Raw genomic sequence first — 19,715 nt, forward strand, 5'->3', positions numbered from 1 at the left:
AAAAATGAAAATATTTATTAAAAACGTAGTTCTAACATTATTCTCCGCAGGGCTTGTCCTTTCGTGTGAGACTACTGAACTGAATTTGATTACTGACCCAAATGCGGTTAGTCCAGAGCAAGCAACACCAGACTTTTATCTGAATCGTGTGCAAGAAGAATTCGCTCGATTCAATGATGCCTTTGGCACCAATGGATCTGAATTAACTAGAATGGAAAGCATGCAAACTCGTTTGTATCAGCAAGCATACTCCCCAGCGGGACAAGATGCAGAATGGCAATTTGCTTATTCTTCCATGTTAACGGATATCGGAGCAATGAATGTATTGGCAACAGATGCTAATTTCAAACGTCATATTGGTATGGGTCAGGTAATGGAAGCCTTTACCATTGTTACTTTGGTAGATTTTTATGGAGACGTTCCTTATTCTGAAGCTATTGGAGGTATTGAGAATTTAAACCCTGCTGTAGATAGTGGTGCTTCAATTTACGAAGCCGCACTTGGCCTATTAGACGCAGCAAAAGTCAACTTCACAACTACCGATAACGCAGCAGATCCTGATAATGATTATTATTATGCAGGAGATTGGGATACTTGGGTAAAACTAGCGAATTCCATAAAATTAAAAATCTACGCTCAAAGTAGATTGGTAGATGCAGGAGCAGTTGGCGCATTTAATGCTATTATTACGGGTGGTAACTACATTACTTCTGTTGACGAGGATTTTCAATTTTCTTGGGGAACCAATGTGGTAAATCCAGATTCCAGACATCCTAACTATATAGACAACTATACACCACAAGGTTCAGATGACTACATGAGTCATTGGATGATGAATTACATGGATAATTCTAAAGTTGACAATGGTGATGCTACTTACGAAGGTAGTGACCCAAGAATTAGATACTATTATTACAGACAAGCCGAAACTACACCAGGTGCTGTAGATTCAGATGGTCCTAATCAACAAAATCTTTCTTGTAGTGTAGAACCTGCACCTCCACATTACGTGACTGGTGGATTCACATTCTGCTACCTACCAAATGGGTACTGGGGAAGAGACCATGGTGATGACGATGGTACACCTCCAGATGGCCAGTTAAAAACTACATACGGAGTTTATCCTGCAGGTGGTGAATTTGATGACAGTACGTTTGAATCAGTCGATTTAGGTACTGGTGCCGGTGGAGCTGGTATCATGCCAATATTCTTGGCACAAACCGTTGACTTCCTAAGAGCAGAAATTGCGTATGCCAGTAACGATGCTGCTGGGGCAAAGATATTTTTAACTAGTGGAATTCAAAAGTCAATGGATAAAACGTTAGCCTTCGGAGAATTAGATGCCGATGCCGATTTATCACTTGCTCCATCAGATGATGATGTAGCTGATTATATTGCTGAAGTTGACGCACTTTACGATGCTGCGGTTGGTGATGAAAAACTTAACTTAATTGCTAAGGAATTCTTCGTTTCATTATTTGGTAATGGAATAGATGCCTATAACTTCTATAGAAGAACGGGGTATCCAAATGATTTACAACCAAATAGAGAACCTAATCCAGGTGCTTTCATGAGATCATTCCTTTATCCGTCAGTTTATGCGAATAATAACAGCAATGTGACACAAAAGGAAACGGTTACAGTTAAAGTTTTCTGGGACAATAACCCTGATGCTGGATTTCCACTATCAAACTAAAATAAACAAAGATGAAAAGATATATTAAGAACATAATGTTACTTTCGTTGGTAGCCACAGGCTTTATAGCCTGTGAGTCCAGCAATAAAGCGATTAATGATGTCTTCGACACAGTAACTCGTGGGGCTGTTTTTAGAGCTACGACACCAACTGCAGACATAGCAGCACAATCACTAAGTTTCTCAGACCCTTCTTCTTCATTCTCAACTACGTTTGAAGTTGAAGACAATGCACAAGGAGCTCTTTTACAAGACGTACAAGTGTATAGCTCTTTTACAAGTGCTGCTGACCCTGATTCTTCTGTAGCAGAAGTTTTGATAACAACGCTACCTGCATCAGCTTTCTCACCGAATGCTGATGAATTACCAAGCATTACTGTTGCATACACATTAGGTGAGCTAGCAGCAGCTTCTGGTTTAACAGCAAGTGACTATACTGGTGGGGATTCCTTTATCATAAGATATGTATTAAATCTTACTGATGGAAGAGCATTTTCAAATGGAAACCTAAATAATACTGTATCTGGTGGATCTTACTTTAGATCACCGTTTCAATATACTATACCATTAGTTTGCCCACCGATTGTCCCAACAGCTGGGGAATGGACGTTAGCTCTACAAGACTCTTATGGAGATTCTTGGAATGGTGCGTCGTTAGATGTTATTATTGATGGTACATCTACCAATTATACTCATGATGGTGGTGCCGAAACAACTTTTGCATTCGATGTGCCCGCTGGTACGGAATCTATTCAAATAGTACATAACACTGGTTCGTATGATGAGGAGAATTCTTTCCAAGTAGTATCTGCCAATGGCGAAACAGTTCTAGATTTAGGACCTTCTCCAGCAAAAGGAAACTTGTTTGATTTCTGTTTACCATTGAATTTATAACATAAGATTGATTTAATTATAAAAAGGGTGTAAACATAGTTTACACCCTTTTTCATTTTGTACGTAAGCAATTGAAAACCTTTTATTATATTCAATATATTACTTATTTCAATCAACAATTAAAATAAGTATCAGGTATGAAATTTGCCTATACATTATAAATACCACTACATTTTTCAAAAAAAGCAAATGAACCGCTATCTACTTTTACTCTTTGTAATACTTATCTTCTCCTGTAAAAACAGTTCAGAAAAAACACCTAGTACCTCCGATAATGCCAATACCCCAACGATAAAAAATACGCCTGCCAAAATAGAAATCAACGGTGGCCTGTATTTTCCAAAAAATTTTTCTGCTATTGTTGTTGTAGATAGTATTGGACCCTCAAGACATATAGCAGTAAACACTAATGGTGATATCTATGCCAAATTAAGGGTGCCAACCGGCACCAACGGTAATATGGCCTTGCGTGATACGACAGGAAATGGTGCTGCTGACATTATACAAAGATTTGGCGATTATCCAAACGACGGCACTTTTGCAACTGAGATGCGCATACATAATGAATATCTCTATTTTAGTTCAGAACAAGTTATTTACAGACAGAAACTATCCCCTACTAATTTAATCCCCGAAGGCAAACCTGAAGTCATCTTAACCGATTATTTCCCAAAAAGATGGCATAATGCTAAATCTTTGGCATTTGATAATCATGGCGGAATGTACGTCACCTTTAGTGCTCCAACCAACGCATGTGAAGACCCAAATTCAGTAGGGCAAATTAAAGGCTTAAACCCGTGTCCTGGGGTTGAAGTTCTTGGCAGTATATGGAAATTTGATGAGAATAAATTAAATCAGTCGCAACAAGATGGAACACTATATGCTACCGGTGTGCGAAGTATGGTAGCCATTTCATGGAATGATGAGGACAATAGTTTGTATGGTGTACAACATGGCCGTGATTATTTACATAACCATGCTCCACAATACTATAGTAAATGGGATCAAGCGGTGCTACCCGCTGAAGAATTTATGAAAATTGAAGAAGGTGATAATTTTGGCTGGCCCTATAGTTATTATGATCACTTTAAAAGTAAAAAACTTCTAGCCCCCGAATATGGTGGCGATGGACAAAAAGAAGCTACAGCATATAAAAAACCCATAATGGGTCTTCCTGCACATTGGGCCCCTAATGATTTATTATTTTATAAAGGCGATGCATTCCCAGAACGATATAAAAGAGGCGCATTCATTGCCTTTCACGGCTCTATGAATAGGGCACCTTACCCACAAGCCGGATACATTGTAGCATTTATTCCATTTAAAGATGGAAAACCAACTGGTAAATGGGAAGTATTTGCTGATGGTTTTGCAGGCGTAAACACCATTGTTACAATGCCTGACGCAAAATATAGACCTATGGGTCTGGCAGAGGGTAGTGATGGTTCCCTTTACATTTCAGAATCAAAACAAGGTAAAATTTGGCGCGTAAAATTCAGTGGGAATAAAGAAGCATTTGGAGACGAACAACTTTTAGAAATGAAGAGTCGAAAATCAAAATCTTATCTTAAAACGCCAGAAGAATTAAATTAATATTAAAATCAAACTTTAATTTCTTGTGAATTTATAGGTTATACTATGAAGAAAACAATCAACTTTTCTTGTCATTATGTAATATATTAAAATAGCTTTAGAAAATTAAATGACCCCTTATGATACGCATAAATACAATAATTATCAAAAATATAGTCTTTAGTCTATTCATTCTACTGTTATTTTCGTGCTCTAACGATAAGGATGAACTAACGGTAATTCCCGGAGAAGAAATAGAGAACGAAGAGGAAATAGAGAACGAGGAGGAAATAGAAGAAACCGTTAAAGACACTGTAGAAACAACGATTGGAGAACTAGGAACGGTAACTTTTTACAACAAAAAGCTTGTTGAAGACCATTACATTCTAGTAAATGATGCCGCAGCTAATAGAGTATATTTAATGGATAAAAATGCTAATAACGTTTATGAATGGCCATTAGGCGACCGAAAAATTGGCAATGATGTTCTTTTGTTGGAAGATGGTACGTTGCTCGCTTCTCTTCAAGCTGACAACCCTGAAATACAGTTTGGTGGTTTTGGAGGTAAAATTCAATTTATAAAAAAGGATGGAGAAGCGTTATGGGACTTTAACTATTCTAATACCGAGCATAGGTCTCACCACGACGTTGAACTTCTGCCAAACGGCCATGTATTGGCCATTGCTTGGGAGAAAATGACGCAAGAAGAAGCACTTGCCAATGGCTCTATGCTAGATACAGCTATTTACCCAGAATCGATTATAGAAATTAACCCTACCACAGACACAATAGTGTGGGAATGGCATGCTAAAGACCATTTAGTTCAAGATTTTGATGAAAGCAAATTGAATTTCGGAAGTATCGAAGAAAATCCACAGTTAATACATTTAAATTATGTGGATGCGTTAAACGGAAACATTATGCATGCAAATGGTATAGGATATGATAGTATAAATGATTTAATATATCTCAGTGTAAATTTCTATAGTGAAGTTTGGGTCATAGACCATTCAACAACTACAGAAAATTCTGCCACCCATGCTGGCGGAAACTTTGGTAAAGGAGGTGATTTAATCTACAGATTTGGGAATCCGTCTACTCAGAATGATGCTAGTTCAGAACGCCTATTCGTAAATAATCACTATCCGAATTTATTTGAGCCAGGTAAGATGCTGATATATACCAATGGAGGCAACCTTGAGCAATCTACTGTTTATGAACTTAAACTTCCAACAGCACTCACACAACAAGCAATTCCAGAAGCTTCCGCTCCAGAAATTCTATGGAGCTTTACTGATTCAGAATTATATGCTCCAAAAGTTTCAGGTGCCGTAAGGCTACCCAATGGAAACACCTTGATTACTGAAGGTGATTTTGGTCTTTGGGAAGTAACCCAACAAGGAGAAGTAGTATGGAAGTTCTCAGCACAAGGGTTCTTTTGGCGAGCCTATCATTATGCCAAAGATGATCCAGCTATTATAGCCTTAGATCTTTAATTTGCAACAATTCTTACATCTAAAAACAAAAAATCAATCCATACCAATTAAATGCCTTTTAAAAATTAAGATTTACAACCGCTCAACAATTGTTGAGCGGTTTTTATTTACCTTTACCTCATGGAAAAAACCACTCAGATTTACGGATTAAGAGCCATTATAGAAGCCGTTAACTCAAACGAAGAGATAGATAAGGTCTTCCTTCAAAAAGGTCTTAAAGGTGAGCTTATGAAAGATTTGGAAAGTCTTTTGCGACGTAATGAGATCAACCTGGTGTATGTGCCTGTTGAAAAATTAAATCGGCTAACAAAAAGTAACCATCAAGGTGCGGTTGCCAACATCTCCCCTATTGCATTTCATACGCTAGAAGAATTAGTGGATAAATCAAGTCAAAAAGAAGGTCCTGCTTTATTTTTATTATTGGATCAACTGTCTGATGTTCGAAATTTTGGCGCTATTATTAGAACGGCCGAATGTACCGGTGTTGATGGTATTATTGTTCAAAAGAAAGGTGCCGCTCCCGTAACGGCCGACACCATTAAAACATCGGCTGGTGCAGCATACAAAGTACCAATTGCCAAAGTAGACCACTTAAAAGACGCTGTTTTTTACCTACAAGCATCAGGAATTAAAATAGTTTCAGCGACCGAAAAGACCAAAGACTCGGTCTATGATGTTTCTTTTAAAGAATCAATTGCGATAGTGATGGGTGCTGAAGACCGTGGAATTTCACCTTCCATTCTAAAAGCTTCTGATTATTGCGCTAAACTACCCTTACTAGGCGAGATTGAATCTCTTAATGTATCTGTAGCCTGTGCTGTATTTTTATACGAAGCAGTTCGCCAACGAACACAATAACTATTATTATTCAGTTTTATCGTTTGGGGGCGCTGACCTGTATATATAATTTATTTTAAAATCATCTTCGTAGGTCTCCTCCTCGGCAGGTAATTCCCTAAAATTACCTGCCTCATCGAAATGCTTTAAAAATACATCATCTTCCTCCTTAAAATCATCTAGCTCCCATTCATATTTCTTTGGTTTTGGAACTTTCGCTTTGATTATACTTGCCAAAAGTAATCCAGTAAAAAAACCAGCTAAATGACCCTCCCAAGATATTCCTTCCTCCACGGGGAAAATATACCAAAGTAAACTCCCATACACAAAGACAACAATCAATGATAAGGCGATAAGTCTAAAATAGGAACTAAATATCCCCTTGAAAAAGATAAAACTTGCCAAAACATAAATTAGACCACTTGCCCCAATATGATACGAAGTACGGCCAATACACCACGTTAGAAAACCAGAAATTAAAATGCCATATATCAAAATACGCCAGGCAACATCCCTATAAAAATACCAAAGGGCAGAAAAAAGTATTCCTAGCGGAATGGTATTATTATATAAATGTTCAAGCGAGCCATGTATAAAAGGGCTTAAAAACACCCCTTTAAGACCAGAAAGGGTTCGAGGCATCACTCCCAACGTATTAAAATTTACCCCAAGAATAAGTTCTAACCAATAAACTGCCCATATCAATATCATCGCCAACAGCGGAATTATGATGGTTTTATTGGAAAATTTAAAATGTCCCATTTCTGACATGAACTTACATTTTAAATGAAATTTGCAATTATGAATCCAAATTACTTAAACTGGTCAAATTGTCATTATACGCTTTAAAGTTATTGATTCGCTAACGAAGTAGTATCTACTCTTTTAAGTTTATCATACTTTTGTACTATGAATGAACCTTTAGCTGAACGTGTACGGCCAAAAACCTTAGATGAATATATAAGTCAACATCACTTAGTTGGAGAAAAAGGCTCATTGACACATCAAATTAAAAAAGGAATTATTCCTTCACTTATTCTTTGGGGACCCCCTGGCACAGGAAAAACTACCTTAGCTCATATTATCGCACAAGAAAGCAAAAGACCATTCTATGTGCTCAGCGCCATCAATAGTGGCGTTAAAGATATTCGTGAAGTCATTGATAAAGCAAAGCAGTCTGGCGGCCTATTTACCTCTAAAAACCCAATTCTGTTTATTGATGAGATTCATCGATTTAGTAAATCTCAACAAGATTCACTTCTAGGGGCTGTTGAAAAAGGTTGGGTGACCTTAATTGGTGCTACAACCGAAAATCCTAGTTTTGAAGTTATACCTGCATTATTATCACGCTGTCAAGTGTATGTTTTAAACGCTTTTGGAAAAGAAGATTTGGAAAATCTGATTACAAGAGCAATGGAAAAGGATAGTTTTCTAAAATCTAAAAAAATAACAATCAAAGAGACCGAAGCCTTACTACGCTTATCGGGAGGAGATGGACGAAAATTGCTGAATATTTTTGAATTGGTCGTTAATTCCGAACAAAATGACGACATCATTATTACGAATGAACTAGTACTTTCTAAAGTTCAAAAAAACACGGTGCTCTATGACAAAACGGGAGAGCAGCATTATGATATCATATCCGCCTTTATTAAAGCTATACGCGGAAGTGACCCAAATGGTGCCGTTTACTGGTTAGCAAGAATGATAGAAGGTGGGGAAGATGTAAAATTCATCGCTAGAAGAATGCTTATATCAGCTTCTGAGGATATTGGATTGGCAAATCCTACTGCTTTGGTCATAGCGAACACCACGTTTCAGGCTGTAAGCATAATCGGTTACCCAGAAGCACGAATAACCTTAAGCCAATGTGCCATTTACCTAGCAACATCTGCTAAGAGCAATGCGAGCTATATGGCCATAGGTAAAGCGCAACAAGCAGTTAAACAAACAGGTAATTTATCTGTGCCGTTACCGTTACGAAACGCTCCCACCAAACTAATGAAGGATTTAGGGTACGGCCAAGAATATAAATATGCCCATAATTATCAAAACAATTTTGTTGACGCAGAATTTTTACCCGATGAACTTATAGGTACTACGTTCTATACCCCAGGCAACAATCAACGCGAAAAAACTTTGAGTGAATTTTTAAAGAATAGATGGAAAGATAAATATGATTTTTAGAATTTTATATTCAATTCTTCCTGAATGAGTTGGTCCTTTTCGTAGTATTCAAAAACCCATTTACCATCTTTCTGATACACCATTCCATTCTTTGCTTCCGTCTGAGCCATAAAGACATTGTCTGCCGAACTTTTCAATAGTTTCATTCTTATAGTAGGCGTACTATCAACCAATTGAAAGCCATTATCAGTAGCCTGTGCATACCAGATATCTTTTACATTCAGTTTTTTAAGGGCTATTTTTTTTAAAGATGGTTCTTTCTGATTTGCTTTTTTAATATTGGATTCTACGGGTTCCGCATTTTTATAATACTGATTTGTCTCGGTAGCTTTCTCAGTAACCGCAGAAGTATGAACTGTTTTTACATTTTCTTTAGTTGAATCTACACGGGTAACTTTAGCGATTTTTGGAGTATCTAATTTCTTAATGTCATTTTTAAAACTGACGGTTATCGGCTCATTTTTCTCACTCTTTCCATTATAAGTATAACTAGCACCATTGAATGAACGCATTGACTCCCTCACAGTTTCTGTATACGCAGCTTTGTACACCTTCTCTTTACTAAGACCTTGCATGGTCTTGAAGACTACATTGCTATTACAATCTTTAAGCGTTATACTAGTTTTTGTAGTAAACATAGAACTGTCATCCTGCAAATCTGCCAAAAGACCCAAACATCTATTTGAATTCAAATCTGTTGGTAGTTCATCATCGTATACCGTATTAAAGCCCTTACCCTTAAAAAGGTATTTAATCAAAGTACTGGTTTGGTACTGGTTTTCATTTTTAAAGTTAGAAAACTTTTTAGGAACGATAATGTATTTATAATCATTCAATTCGGTTTGGGAAAATGCCGAAACCCCTATGAATGTAACTAGTAATGCAATAACTATTTTCAAAATATCTAGAATTTTAAATTCATCGTAATATATGAAAAAAGCATGCCAAAAAAATATTATCCAGTTAAGAAGAGCGGTTACTTAGTGCTACCCCAAGATATAATATTCAGCCCAAACTGAAAGGAAGCGTAGTTGCTGGCTGCTATATTTTGATATGAGAGCAAATTATCTGCCATCACGTAAAGATTAATTGGCCCTGCCTGAAGATTCATTCCTAATCCTATATTAGTATAGCTAAATTTATCTACGGTATAGATCGCTTTCAATGCTAAAATATTTCCAATTCTACGGGTATAAAAACCTGATAATGCTACTTGCGGCCCCCTTGGTCTATTGATTGCATATACTTGTGCGCCAATTGAATTTCTATACTTCGTGCGAAGTTCTCCACCACCAGTGGACCCAGCGGTACAATCACATTCTAGTTGACCATTTCCACCACCTACTGATTGACCAAAATCATTTCGAATAGAACCATATAGTTTAGTTGGCCTGAAGGTAACATAGCTCTTGGTATCGGTTTCAAAAGGCACCAACACCTCTACCTCATCAACTAAATCTTGCCAAAAATCTCTCTCAAGATTTCCAAAATCTTCTAAAACATTTATTTCTATGCCCTCAACAGTCGCCCTGCCGTTAAGGCTGTAACTTTTAGCGTCATTACCGTGGTATATAAATCCGACATCCAAAATACTTCCAGTAATTGAAGTACGTTCAGATAAATGATAGGTAAAACCAACATCGAACCCTAAACCAAGGTCACCTCCAAAAAATGCTCTTTTAACAAATGCGTTTGTCGAAGAACCTGAATCACTAGCTTCATCTAAAGCTTGAATACCAGAAGTACGTAGCATCAAATCTGCATCTAACGTAGTGGCAATTCTATTATTTTCCCCAAGTGAATTCACTAAATACCCTTTATTTGAGGTGGTATTGTAATCGACGATACCAGAATATAATTTTCCGCGAATACCGACCGTTAAGTTCCTATCCATCTTTTTATTGATACCGAAATGCATAACATTTACCATTGAACCTCTGGACTTCAAATCTCCTAAATCAAATTTTCTATTCAGCTGATCTGCATTACCATCAAAAATTAAAGCCGCATAATCTTGTGGCCAATAGGTACTATTATCTATTTCGAAGTACCCTCCAAAAGAGTAGAATATCGCAGGATTCGACGCTCTAAATCCAGCATTGAAATATTCCAATTGTATGGTAGCACTAAATTCATCGTTTGGTGTAAGCCCACCTAATGCCCTTTCCCTAACTTTCACATTTATGTCTACCCCATCATCGACGAAAATATCATGTACCGAAATACCGTTAGAACCGGCATATCCTGAAATACCCGACAGTAAAGGCACACCAACATACCATTTAAAATCAGTTTCCATACCAGGATTCAATGATAAGGATTGTGGAATCTCATTAAAATCATAAAGCACTTGCTTATTCTGGGCACAAATCCCAAAACTAAACAAAAAGCCAAATAGTATTAGAGAGTAGGTTAATCTCATTTTAATTCTAGAGTAAATTTAGCGCTAGAACGAAGAATAATAGCTGGATCTGGCAGATTTGATGTACTACTATTGTCACCTAAATTGCGGGCAATCAATCTTATTTTTGATGTATTTCTGATAAAATCAAGACTCTTGCCGGCAGCACCATAGGCAACATCACGTATGAGGGTAGCTGTTGGGGCGGCATCCATTATAAATTCTTCTGTATCAAGTACCTCTTCATTTTCATCTAAAAATTCAAGGCTTATTTCAATGGGCTTACTCGTCGTATTCTCAAGTTCATACGTTAAGACCCCAGAGCGCACCCTATTAGCGAAAAATGCTTCTTCAAATGCATCAAAATTAAAATCTTGAGAGAAAAAACGTAGCCCAGATATTCTATTTATAAGACTTTCCTGAGCTTTTATATAAAAAACACTAGCTTCATAACTAGGGGTAATCTCTAAGTCATCTAACTGTTCGAAATCTTGCTTTTCAGAACAAGAAACCCCCAACATAAGGCCAAAGAGAACAGGTATTAAAATGCGCACGACTTTCATAGCTACTACATATTATAAAAACTAAGGCAAAACCTTGTAGTAGTACTAACTCTATAAAAGTGATTTTATTTCTTGTAAATCGTAAATTATAGGAGCCTCATTATGACGTTCCTCTTTATGGGCATTAAAATGTAGGGTATGAAAACCGGCTGCTTTTGCCCCAAGAATATCAGCCTCTAAATTATCACCTATCATTAAAGACCTATGTGGTGCTACACCTGCCCTATCTAAGGCAAGTTCAAAAATGATTGGATTAGGTTTTTTAACACCAGCCATTTCAGAATCTATTATTTGATTAAAGTAGCCGTGAATTCCAGAATTTATCAACTTTTTCTCTTGTATTTCCTGAAATCCATTGGTGATAATGTGAAGTTTGTACTTTGGTTTTAAATAATCTAAAACCTCAACCGTATTAGGAAAAAGATTATTGAAGGAGGATAGATAGTTGATATATTCTTCGGATAAAATATCTATGACGCTATCTGAAATAGCATATTCTAAGGTATCAAAAACCGATTTCAACCGTTGATACCGTAATTCTGATTTCGTAATTATTTCTTCCCGATACATTTTCCAAAACTTGAGATTCGCCGGCATATAAACCGCCAGAAAAGTTTCAAGTTCTAAATGTATTTGCTGCTCCCGAAATATCTTTTGGAACGTAAATGCAGAATTTTTATCAAAATCCCAAAGTGTATGGTCTAAATCGAAAAAAACATCCGTTACCTTATTTTTAAACATGTTGCTCTTTTATTATTTCAGCATAAATAGACATCCAATCATGCTCATCTTTATTCCCTAATAACTCATTGGTGAACATTGCTATTAGGGTGCCATTAACTTCTTTTACTTCCCTCATTAATTTACGTACCTGTTGTAATATCACCTCATCTCTTTTTATTTTTGATAAGGCATAATCATGTATTGCAAAGGGATGTACTTTAATCGGTTGCTTTACCTCTAAGGGAATATCATAGAACTGAAACGGAGTGCAGGTGCCTGCCCTAAAGCCCAACTCATATGTATAGCCCATTGTAAAATCATCGGTAAATTCGGCTGCAATTAAATTTCGATAGGTTTCTGGCACATCAACTCTATTGTAGCGCATTTTAGAATTATTCACAGGCCTATTGATAACGACTTCTAAATTTGCTTTTTCCTTTTTTAGCAATTCTAGATTCGTAAAGGAACTGTAAGAAGCTGCCAAAGAGACGGGGACATAATCTGCTACATATTTGATAAGCGACTTAAACTTTATGTTGTTGGTAGAAACGTTTTTATCATACTTGGAATAATCTGCAAATTGAAAAAAGAAGTTGCATTTCACATTATACTGCTTGTGTAATGCAATTAATTCTGCAAAATTATTATACGGGTCTTTTTGCCTATTTAACCCCACCGCAATGCGATCATAAACTCGCTTGAGTTGGAACGTGCCAATATCCATTACCAAGCCTACCAAACCGCGTGCAATTCCTCTATTGGCATAGCAATGAGAAGTAGCGACATCTAAAACTGATATGTAGTCATATGAACTATTTTTATGTTCAAAATCAACGAATCGTTCTTTCAATGCGGCTAACAGTTTATAGGCCCAAATATCAACAACCGGCTTTTGTAAAAATCCGTTTTGAAATGCAACACTATCCTTAGGTGAAAATCTTCCGTGAATATCTTTTACGTGCGGTAAATATTCCTCATACCTAGCAATTAGAAAGAAACTAGCCGCAAAAATATCGAAGGGTAAATTACTCCGTTCCCCTGTAGGAAAAAAACAAGGTGTACCACTCCACTCCGATATACTTAATTGAATATCGTTAATACCTTGTTCGAACAATAGCTCATTACTTCGAATAAAAAATTCGTTTTGTAATGGCTGTTTGGTATATGTGATTTTTGGCCCAGTATGCTTGATGAACTCTTCTACCTTTGTAGTGAAATCTAGCTCAACACCTAATATATTTACAAAGATATGCCTCATGACATAGGTTAGCCGTGGTGTTATCTTATGCGTATAGATTAATAACATTTATAAAATTTTATCGTCTGCAAAGCTATAATAACTTTTCTGGGTAATGATCAAATGATCTAAGACCTTAATGTCTAAAGTTTCGCATGCCACCTTAATCTTTTGAGTAATCTGTTTGTCTGCAGCACTTGGCTTTAAGGTGCCCGATGGGTGGTTATGTGCTAAAATTATTGCCACTGCGCCAAGCTCTAAGGTTTGCTTCATAACTAAACGAACATCGACCAAAGTCCCCGTAATACCACCTTTACTCAATTGTGCCTTATGCAATACCTTGTTGGAATTATTTAGGAAAAGAATCCAAAATTCTTCATGCTCCAAGTCTCCAAGTATGGGTTGTAAGAGGTAATAGACATCTTGGCTACTACCTATTTTTTCGATTTTCAATGAATCTTCTCCTCTTCTCCTTCTACCCACTTCTAACGCTGCGGCAATCGTAACTGCTTTTGCCTCACCGATTCCTTTAAAGGTCATTAGTTGTTTAATGGATAGTCTACCCAATTCATTCAGATTATTATCAACTGAGGCCAAAATACGTTTAGAGAGCTCAACAGCACTTTCAGCCCTACTGCCTGAACCTATCAAAATAGCAATCAATTCTGCATCAGATAAAATCGAACGCCCTTTTTGAGCCAATTTTTCTCTTGGCTTGTCATCATCAGACCAATTTTTAATAGAGAATGAAGTGGGTTTATCCTGCATAGGCTAAAGATACAGAACTAATTATTTTGTACTAAATTTAAACATCAATTAAAAAAACCAGTATGAAATCACTTTTAGATGAAGAGGGATATACGGATATTAAGGCAAGGCTTAATCAAGTCGATGAAAATTCAACACGGCACTGGGGTAAAATGTCGGTAGCCCAAATGTGTTGGCATTGTCAATATCCATTAAAGTTAGCTATTGAGAACCGACCCAATTCTTCTAAAGGAAATTGGTTCGTAAAGACCTTTTTTAAAAAATCACTTTATAATGACACGCTTTGGCGTAAAGGCTTACCTACTGCACCTCAGCTAAAAACTAAGGTCGAAAAAAAATTCGATAACGAATATAAGCGTGTACATAAATTGGTTGACGAATTTCATCAAACTAAGAGTCGTGACGTTTGGTATCCACATCCTGCATTTGGCAGCTTTACTAAGAAGCAATGGGGCCAATTGGAATACAAGCATCTAGATCATCATTTACGACAGTTTGGAGTTTAAACTTTTTGGTTGATGGTTGATGGTTGATGGTTGATGGTTGATGGTTGATGGTTGATGGTTGATGGTGAAAATAAATATCTAAAAAAATTCACCCCTATTTTCAACTTAATCTTCTCTACAAACCTACTTTCCTAGCTTTTAGGATAACTTATTTCTATACCCTTTGTACTCATTACTTTTTACTGTTCTTGTTATGTTAGTTCATCAAATCTTGCAACTTATTTAAATCTAATCCACCATAATTACCAGAACTCATCAATAACAACGTCGAATTTTCATATGTGCTATGTTCAATAAATTCGTGAAAGGATGTAGCATCCGTAAAAATATTTAAATCGTCTCGTTGAAATGCTTCAGAGATTTGTTCTGGTGTAACCGCATCCAATTTTTTAATGGTGACCGATTCTGGTAAAAAGAAAATCACCGCTTCATCGGCTGCATCTAATGCGCCTTTATATTCCTTTAAAAACTCCGGATTAAAACTACTATACGTATGCAGTTCTAAACAAGCAAGTAGCTTTCTATCGGGATATTGTTCTTTTACCGCCTTTGTAGTTGCCGCCACTTTACTTGGTGAATGCGCAAAATCTTTATAGGCGATACTTGATGGTCCTTCAGCAATCTTTTCCAACCGTTTTGACGCCCCCTTAAAAGTGGCAATAGCCTCATGAAAATCATCTTCATCAATTCCCATATTTTGGCATATCCATTTGGCCCCAGCCAGATTGCTCAGATTATGTTTTCCAAACACTTCAATGGGCATTGGTCCTTCAGAAGTATCTAAAAGTGTCCCCCCATTTTCTACCGTGTATTCGGGAGTTGTATACGGTAATTTACGAATGGCATTTTCAGATGCTTCAACTATTTCTTTCACTACTTCATCTTCTTCATTATATGTAATGGACCCGCCTTTTACAATACTATCTACAAAAATTTTGAATTGCTCCACGTAATTATCAAAGGTTGGAAAAACGTTGATATGGTCCCAAGCAATTCCGCTTAACAATGCTATATTTGGTTTGTATACATGAAATTTTGGTCGGCTATCAATAGGTGAGGATAAGTACTCATCGCCCTCTAGAACTATAAAATCATTATCCTTTGTTAAATGAACCATTCGTTCAAATCCATCTAACTGTGCCCCTACCATATAGTCGACTTCAACGCCGTGAAATTTGAGCACATGAAGAATCATAGAAGTAATCGTGGTCTTACCGTGACTACCGCCGATTACGACTCTAGTTTTGTTCTTAGATTGTTCATATAAAAATTCCGGATAAGAATAGATGGTGAGTCCTAATTCTTGGGCCTGTAGCAATTCAGGATTGTCTGCTTTTGCATGCATCCCCAATACAATGGCATCTAAATCGGCAGTTATTTTATCAGGGAACCATCCAAATTCAACGGGTAATAATCCTTTTGATTCCAATCTCGATTTTGAAGGTTCAAAAACAACATCATCACTACCGGTAATGATATATTCTTTTTGTTTTAGGGCTAACGCTAAATTATGCATGGCACTTCCTCCTATCGCAATAAAATGTATTTTCATCTCAACGTATTAATTCAGTAAAGATACATATTGACCCGGCCAGGACAAATCATTTTTGGAAGCGCTTTATTCTTTTTACCTTAGAGCCTAAAAGAAATGTATGTTGCTAAAACTCGCTAAAATTCAATCAAAAGAAATTATTCCAGGGTATCACGGTAAACTGGTCCACTCTGAACAGATGAGCATTGCATTCTGGGAGGTAAAAAAGGATGCGGAAATCCCTGAACACGCCCATATGAACGAACAGATTATGCACGTAATGGAAGGTGATTTTGAATTTACGTTAGATGGGCAAACCAACGTGTACCACCCAGGCGATATTGTAATCATTGCACCGCACAAGAAACATAGTGGTAAGGCATTGACCTCTTGTAAATTATTAGATGTTTTTAGTCCGACTAGGGAAGAGTATCGATAATTGTCTACTTCGACGAGGCAGGCTTAATAAACAGAATTAGATTTTTAACCTATAAAAATGATTATATCCTTAAACAATAAAAAAGCATTGGTTGGTGGTAGTAGTGGCGGTATCGGCAAGGCCATTGCCCAACAATTGGCAGAAAGCGGTGCTAGTGTCACACTCATGTCCCATAGCGAAGAAAAACTACAACGAATCATTGCCGAATTACCAAACGACCAAGGGCAAAAACATCAATATCTAGTAGTCGATTTCAATGATTTTCACGGTTATCGTAAAATTATAACCGATTATTTCGAACATAATTCCGTGGATATTTTGGTCAATAACACCCAAGGTCCCGCAGCAGGAAGTGCACTTGAAAAAAAATTAGGTGATTACCAAGAGGCGTTCGACCTTTTATTTAAGACCGTAGTATGTACAACCGAATTGGCGCTACAGTCTATGATACATAATAATTGGGGCCGTGTTATTAATGTGGCTTCTGTTTCCGTAAAAGAACCACTCTCGTACCTAGTACTGTCAAACTCAATACGAGCTGCAGTGGTGACGTGGGCAAAATCTTTGGCTACAGATGTTGGTAAACATAATATCACGGTAAATAATGTGCTTACTGGTTTTTTTGATACCGACCGTATTGCACAATTAAATGCGACCAAAGCAGAGCAATTGGGCATCGAACAAAACGAGGTGCGAAAAGAAATGGAATCGAAGGTGCCTGTAAAACGTATCGGGGACCCTAAAGAATATGGGTATTTAGCTGCCTTTCTATCCTCTAACAAAGCCGCATATATTACAGGGATAAACCTTCCTATTGATGGCGGACTCTTAAAATCCCTTTAATTATTTCCAACCCATTAACGTGTATTCCCAAACAGGCCTACACCTCTTGAGGTTAGCACGAGGTAATCGTTTACAAACGCATATTACCCCTATACAACACCCATAAATATCCGTAAATATCCATAAATATTAACATCACCTCAGGATTGACGATGTACCCTCTATAAAAAAGATACTTATGTACGTCTATCCAATCGTTGCAGGTCATTTAGATACGGTTAAGTGTTATATCACAATAGTTGCTGAGTTATGTTGAGAAGAAAAAACGGCAGAGCTCTTAATTGTTGTTGTATTCAAATCTGACTTTAGTAAGGCCACCCACAAGTGTTTTAAGGACGAAAAAAAAATAATGTCAATTTTTTGGGATTTATCACAACAATCCAGCGCAGAGGTGTACTGCACTAGCCAACGTTTCTTGTACTCTGAAGAAAACAGAGCCTAAGGGAATCTTAAAAAACAACACAGTATAACTATACGATATCTTACCCTATCGTATTTTTTATCCTTAATTTCAGAAAAAAAATTAAATTAATCAGGAATAAAAAAATTCCCTAACATACCTTATATATAAACATTGAGCCTTTATTGTTATCAACTAGCTGCCTTAATGAACATCTAAAAAATAGTCCGCAGTCTATGAAAGTCAGGCAATCAACATTAAATCTTCTTAAAACCTTATTCCTATTTTCATTTCTGATTTTATTTATTTCTTGCGAAAATTCTGCGAAAAAGTCAAATTCAATTAAAAGTCAATCTATCGGACCAAAAAACGGAGCGTTATTAATTGGTGGTGGCGGAATGACGGACGAAATGTGGCACGTATTTTTTAATTTAGCCGGTGGTAAGTCAGCTAAACTCGTAATAATCCCAACTGCTTTTGATGAAAATTCGATACACTACGATCCTGAATTTAAAATTTTAAAAAGCCAATTTACAGGTCGTGGCTTTGAAAATATCAAATTTATGCATACACGAGATACGCTGGTCGCGAATAGCGATGCGTTTGTGAAACCCTTAAAAACAGCAACCGCGGTTTGGTTAACAGGTGGAAGACAATGGCGAACGGCCGATGCTTATGTGCACACCAAAACTCACACAGCATTGAAAAACGTTTTAGACCGTGGCGGGATTATTGGTGGCCATTCGGCAGGTGCATCCATTCAAGGTTCTTATTTAGCGAGAGGCGGACGCGGTTTAGAAAGCAATTATAAAATCATTAGCAATCCTGAAGTTGGCTTTGGTTTTGTTACCAACACCGCTTTCGACCAACATCATCTTGATAGAAACAGGCACTATGATATGTTTGATTTATTAAAAATCAGACCAGAATTATTAGGTGTTGGTATAGATGAAGATACTGGAATTTTAGTACAAGGAAATGAATTTGAAGTAATCGGTAATAAATATGTTTCAATTTATGATGAAACATTTTGGTCGCCCTATTTCAATGAAATTGACACACTCGAAACTGGAAAAAATAAATTCTATGTTTTAAAAAATGGAGATAAATACAATTTAAAAATGAGGCGTGTTCAACGGAATAAATTTATAGAACCAAAAAAAATTACGTCCAATGACCAAAAAGAATATATTGGAAATTACCTTTTTGAAAAAAGCAAGGTCTTTTGGAGTAATATCGTGATTGAAAGTGACACATTGAAAGTTCAAATTGTAAGGCGAAATATAGTTCGAGACCCTATACCAATATACGCGTACGAGAAAGATTTGTTTTTTGACACAGACGCAGAATTATGGTTTCATTTTACAAGAGATAGTTTAGGGGAAATTATTGGATTTGAAAAAAGAACACATAAATTTATAAATAGCCAAAACCAGAAATTTAATAAGATTGTGGAATAAAACCGTGTGGTAATCGAGTAGAATGGTTCACCATTAATTGACAGCCTGCCCCTCTAAATCAATAAACTACTTTTCTGTAGTTGAAAAAATGCCCATACTGGGCATACATAAACTGTAGACTTAATTGCTTGTCCTACACTACTTATTAAAATTTCGTTGGTAT

19 protein-coding genes are annotated in these 19,715 nt (G+C 36.7%); 10 read left to right on the plus strand and 9 right to left on the minus strand.

The window, feature by feature from the left end:
• The first annotated feature begins 4 nt into the window (after positions 1-4).
• The 5 genes from ES765_RS01700 (at position 5) to rlmB (ending at position 6,515) form a co-directional block, all read left to right on the plus strand.
• Positions 5-1,696 (plus strand): SusD/RagB family nutrient-binding outer membrane lipoprotein, encoded by a 1,692-nt coding sequence (locus tag ES765_RS01700; protein WP_138110867.1) that lies wholly within the window; start codon positions 5-7, stop codon positions 1,694-1,696.
• An 11-nt stretch (positions 1,697-1,707) separates the two neighbouring features.
• The gene (locus ES765_RS01705; RefSeq protein ID WP_138110868.1) at positions 1,708-2,589 is read left to right on the plus strand and encodes a hypothetical protein; all 882 of its coding nucleotides are present in this window, start codon (positions 1,708-1,710) and stop codon (positions 2,587-2,589) included.
• Between the two features lie 189 nt (positions 2,590-2,778).
• A complete protein-coding gene (locus ES765_RS01710; protein ID WP_138110869.1) occupies positions 2,779-4,182 on the plus strand; it encodes a PQQ-dependent sugar dehydrogenase in 1,404 nt (467 codons plus the stop codon).
• Between the two features lie 119 nt (positions 4,183-4,301).
• The gene (locus tag ES765_RS01715) at positions 4,302-5,657 is read left to right on the plus strand and encodes an arylsulfotransferase family protein (RefSeq protein ID WP_249356191.1); all 1,356 of its coding nucleotides are present in this window, start codon (positions 4,302-4,304) and stop codon (positions 5,655-5,657) included.
• 120 nt (positions 5,658-5,777) lie between these two features.
• Entirely contained in the window at positions 5,778-6,515 is a 738-nt protein-coding gene (gene rlmB / locus ES765_RS01720; RefSeq protein ID WP_138110870.1) for a 23S rRNA (guanosine(2251)-2'-O)-methyltransferase RlmB, read from the plus strand.
• 6 nt (positions 6,516-6,521) lie between these two features.
• Here the strand turns inward: rlmB and ES765_RS01725 are convergent, their stop codons facing one another.
• Positions 6,522-7,265, minus strand: coding sequence for a rhomboid family intramembrane serine protease (locus ES765_RS01725; RefSeq protein ID WP_138110871.1), 744 nt, complete (start codon positions 7,263-7,265; stop codon positions 6,522-6,524).
• Positions 7,266-7,403: 138 nt separating this feature from the next.
• Between ES765_RS01725 and ES765_RS01730 the strand changes: the two genes are divergently transcribed.
• Complete coding sequence (locus tag ES765_RS01730; RefSeq protein ID WP_138110872.1) at positions 7,404-8,681, plus strand: replication-associated recombination protein A; 1,278 nt, start codon at positions 7,404-7,406, stop codon at positions 8,679-8,681.
• On the opposite strand, the gene ES765_RS01735 is transcribed toward ES765_RS01730, so the two are convergent.
• From ES765_RS01735 to radC, 6 genes are all read right to left on the minus strand, one after another.
• Positions 8,678-9,580: a hypothetical protein gene (locus tag ES765_RS01735; RefSeq protein ID WP_138110873.1), complete on the minus strand. Its 903-nt coding sequence runs from the start codon at positions 9,578-9,580 to the stop codon at positions 8,678-8,680. The genes ES765_RS01730 and ES765_RS01735 overlap by 4 nt on opposite strands.
• A gap of 77 nt (positions 9,581-9,657) precedes the next feature.
• Entirely contained in the window at positions 9,658-11,103 is a 1,446-nt protein-coding gene (locus tag ES765_RS01740; protein ID WP_138110874.1) for a DUF5723 family protein, read from the minus strand.
• Positions 11,100-11,645 carry a hypothetical protein gene (locus tag ES765_RS01745; protein WP_138110875.1) on the minus strand — a complete coding sequence of 182 codons (546 nt, stop codon included), beginning with the start codon at positions 11,643-11,645 and terminating at the stop codon, positions 11,100-11,102. The genes ES765_RS01740 and ES765_RS01745 overlap by 4 nt, the downstream gene beginning before the upstream one ends.
• A gap of 51 nt (positions 11,646-11,696) precedes the next feature.
• Entirely contained in the window at positions 11,697-12,386 is a 690-nt protein-coding gene (locus ES765_RS01750; protein ID WP_138110876.1) for a YjjG family noncanonical pyrimidine nucleotidase, read from the minus strand.
• Positions 12,379-13,674, minus strand: coding sequence for a polysaccharide deacetylase family protein (locus ES765_RS01755; protein WP_138110877.1), 1,296 nt, complete (start codon positions 13,672-13,674; stop codon positions 12,379-12,381). Before ES765_RS01755 ends, ES765_RS01750 begins: the two co-directional genes overlap by 8 nt.
• Positions 13,675-14,373 carry a RadC family protein gene (gene radC / locus ES765_RS01760; RefSeq protein ID WP_138110878.1) on the minus strand — a complete coding sequence of 233 codons (699 nt, stop codon included), beginning with the start codon at positions 14,371-14,373 and terminating at the stop codon, positions 13,675-13,677.
• A gap of 62 nt (positions 14,374-14,435) precedes the next feature.
• Here radC and ES765_RS01765 point away from each other — a divergent pair, with 62 nt between their 5' ends.
• Complete coding sequence (locus tag ES765_RS01765; protein ID WP_138110879.1) at positions 14,436-14,879, plus strand: DUF1569 domain-containing protein; 444 nt, start codon at positions 14,436-14,438, stop codon at positions 14,877-14,879.
• A 196-nt stretch (positions 14,880-15,075) separates the two neighbouring features.
• Here the strand turns inward: ES765_RS01765 and ES765_RS01770 are convergent, their stop codons facing one another.
• A complete protein-coding gene (locus ES765_RS01770; RefSeq protein ID WP_138110880.1) occupies positions 15,076-16,431 on the minus strand; it encodes a UDP-N-acetylmuramate--L-alanine ligase in 1,356 nt (451 codons plus the stop codon).
• A 100-nt stretch (positions 16,432-16,531) separates the two neighbouring features.
• On the opposite strand from ES765_RS01770, the gene ES765_RS01775 reads away from it, so the two are divergent.
• Complete coding sequence (locus ES765_RS01775) at positions 16,532-16,849, plus strand: cupin domain-containing protein (protein ID WP_138110881.1); 318 nt, start codon at positions 16,532-16,534, stop codon at positions 16,847-16,849.
• 57 nt (positions 16,850-16,906) lie between these two features.
• Positions 16,907-17,692 carry an SDR family oxidoreductase gene (locus ES765_RS01780; protein WP_138110882.1) on the plus strand — a complete coding sequence of 262 codons (786 nt, stop codon included), beginning with the start codon at positions 16,907-16,909 and terminating at the stop codon, positions 17,690-17,692.
• A 70-nt stretch (positions 17,693-17,762) separates the two neighbouring features.
• On the opposite strand, the gene ES765_RS21605 is transcribed toward ES765_RS01780, so the two are convergent.
• Entirely contained in the window at positions 17,763-17,900 is a 138-nt protein-coding gene (locus tag ES765_RS21605; protein ID WP_171017205.1) for a hypothetical protein, read from the minus strand.
• 428 nt (positions 17,901-18,328) lie between these two features.
• Here ES765_RS21605 and ES765_RS01785 point away from each other — a divergent pair, with 428 nt between their 5' ends.
• Entirely contained in the window at positions 18,329-19,552 is a 1,224-nt protein-coding gene (locus ES765_RS01785; RefSeq protein ID WP_138110883.1) for a cyanophycinase, read from the plus strand.
• The last annotated feature ends 163 nt before the right edge of the window (positions 19,553-19,715 follow it).

It is taken from the genome of Maribacter sp. ACAM166 (assembly GCF_005771495.1).
GTDB lineage: Bacteria > Bacteroidota > Bacteroidia > Flavobacteriales > Flavobacteriaceae > Maribacter.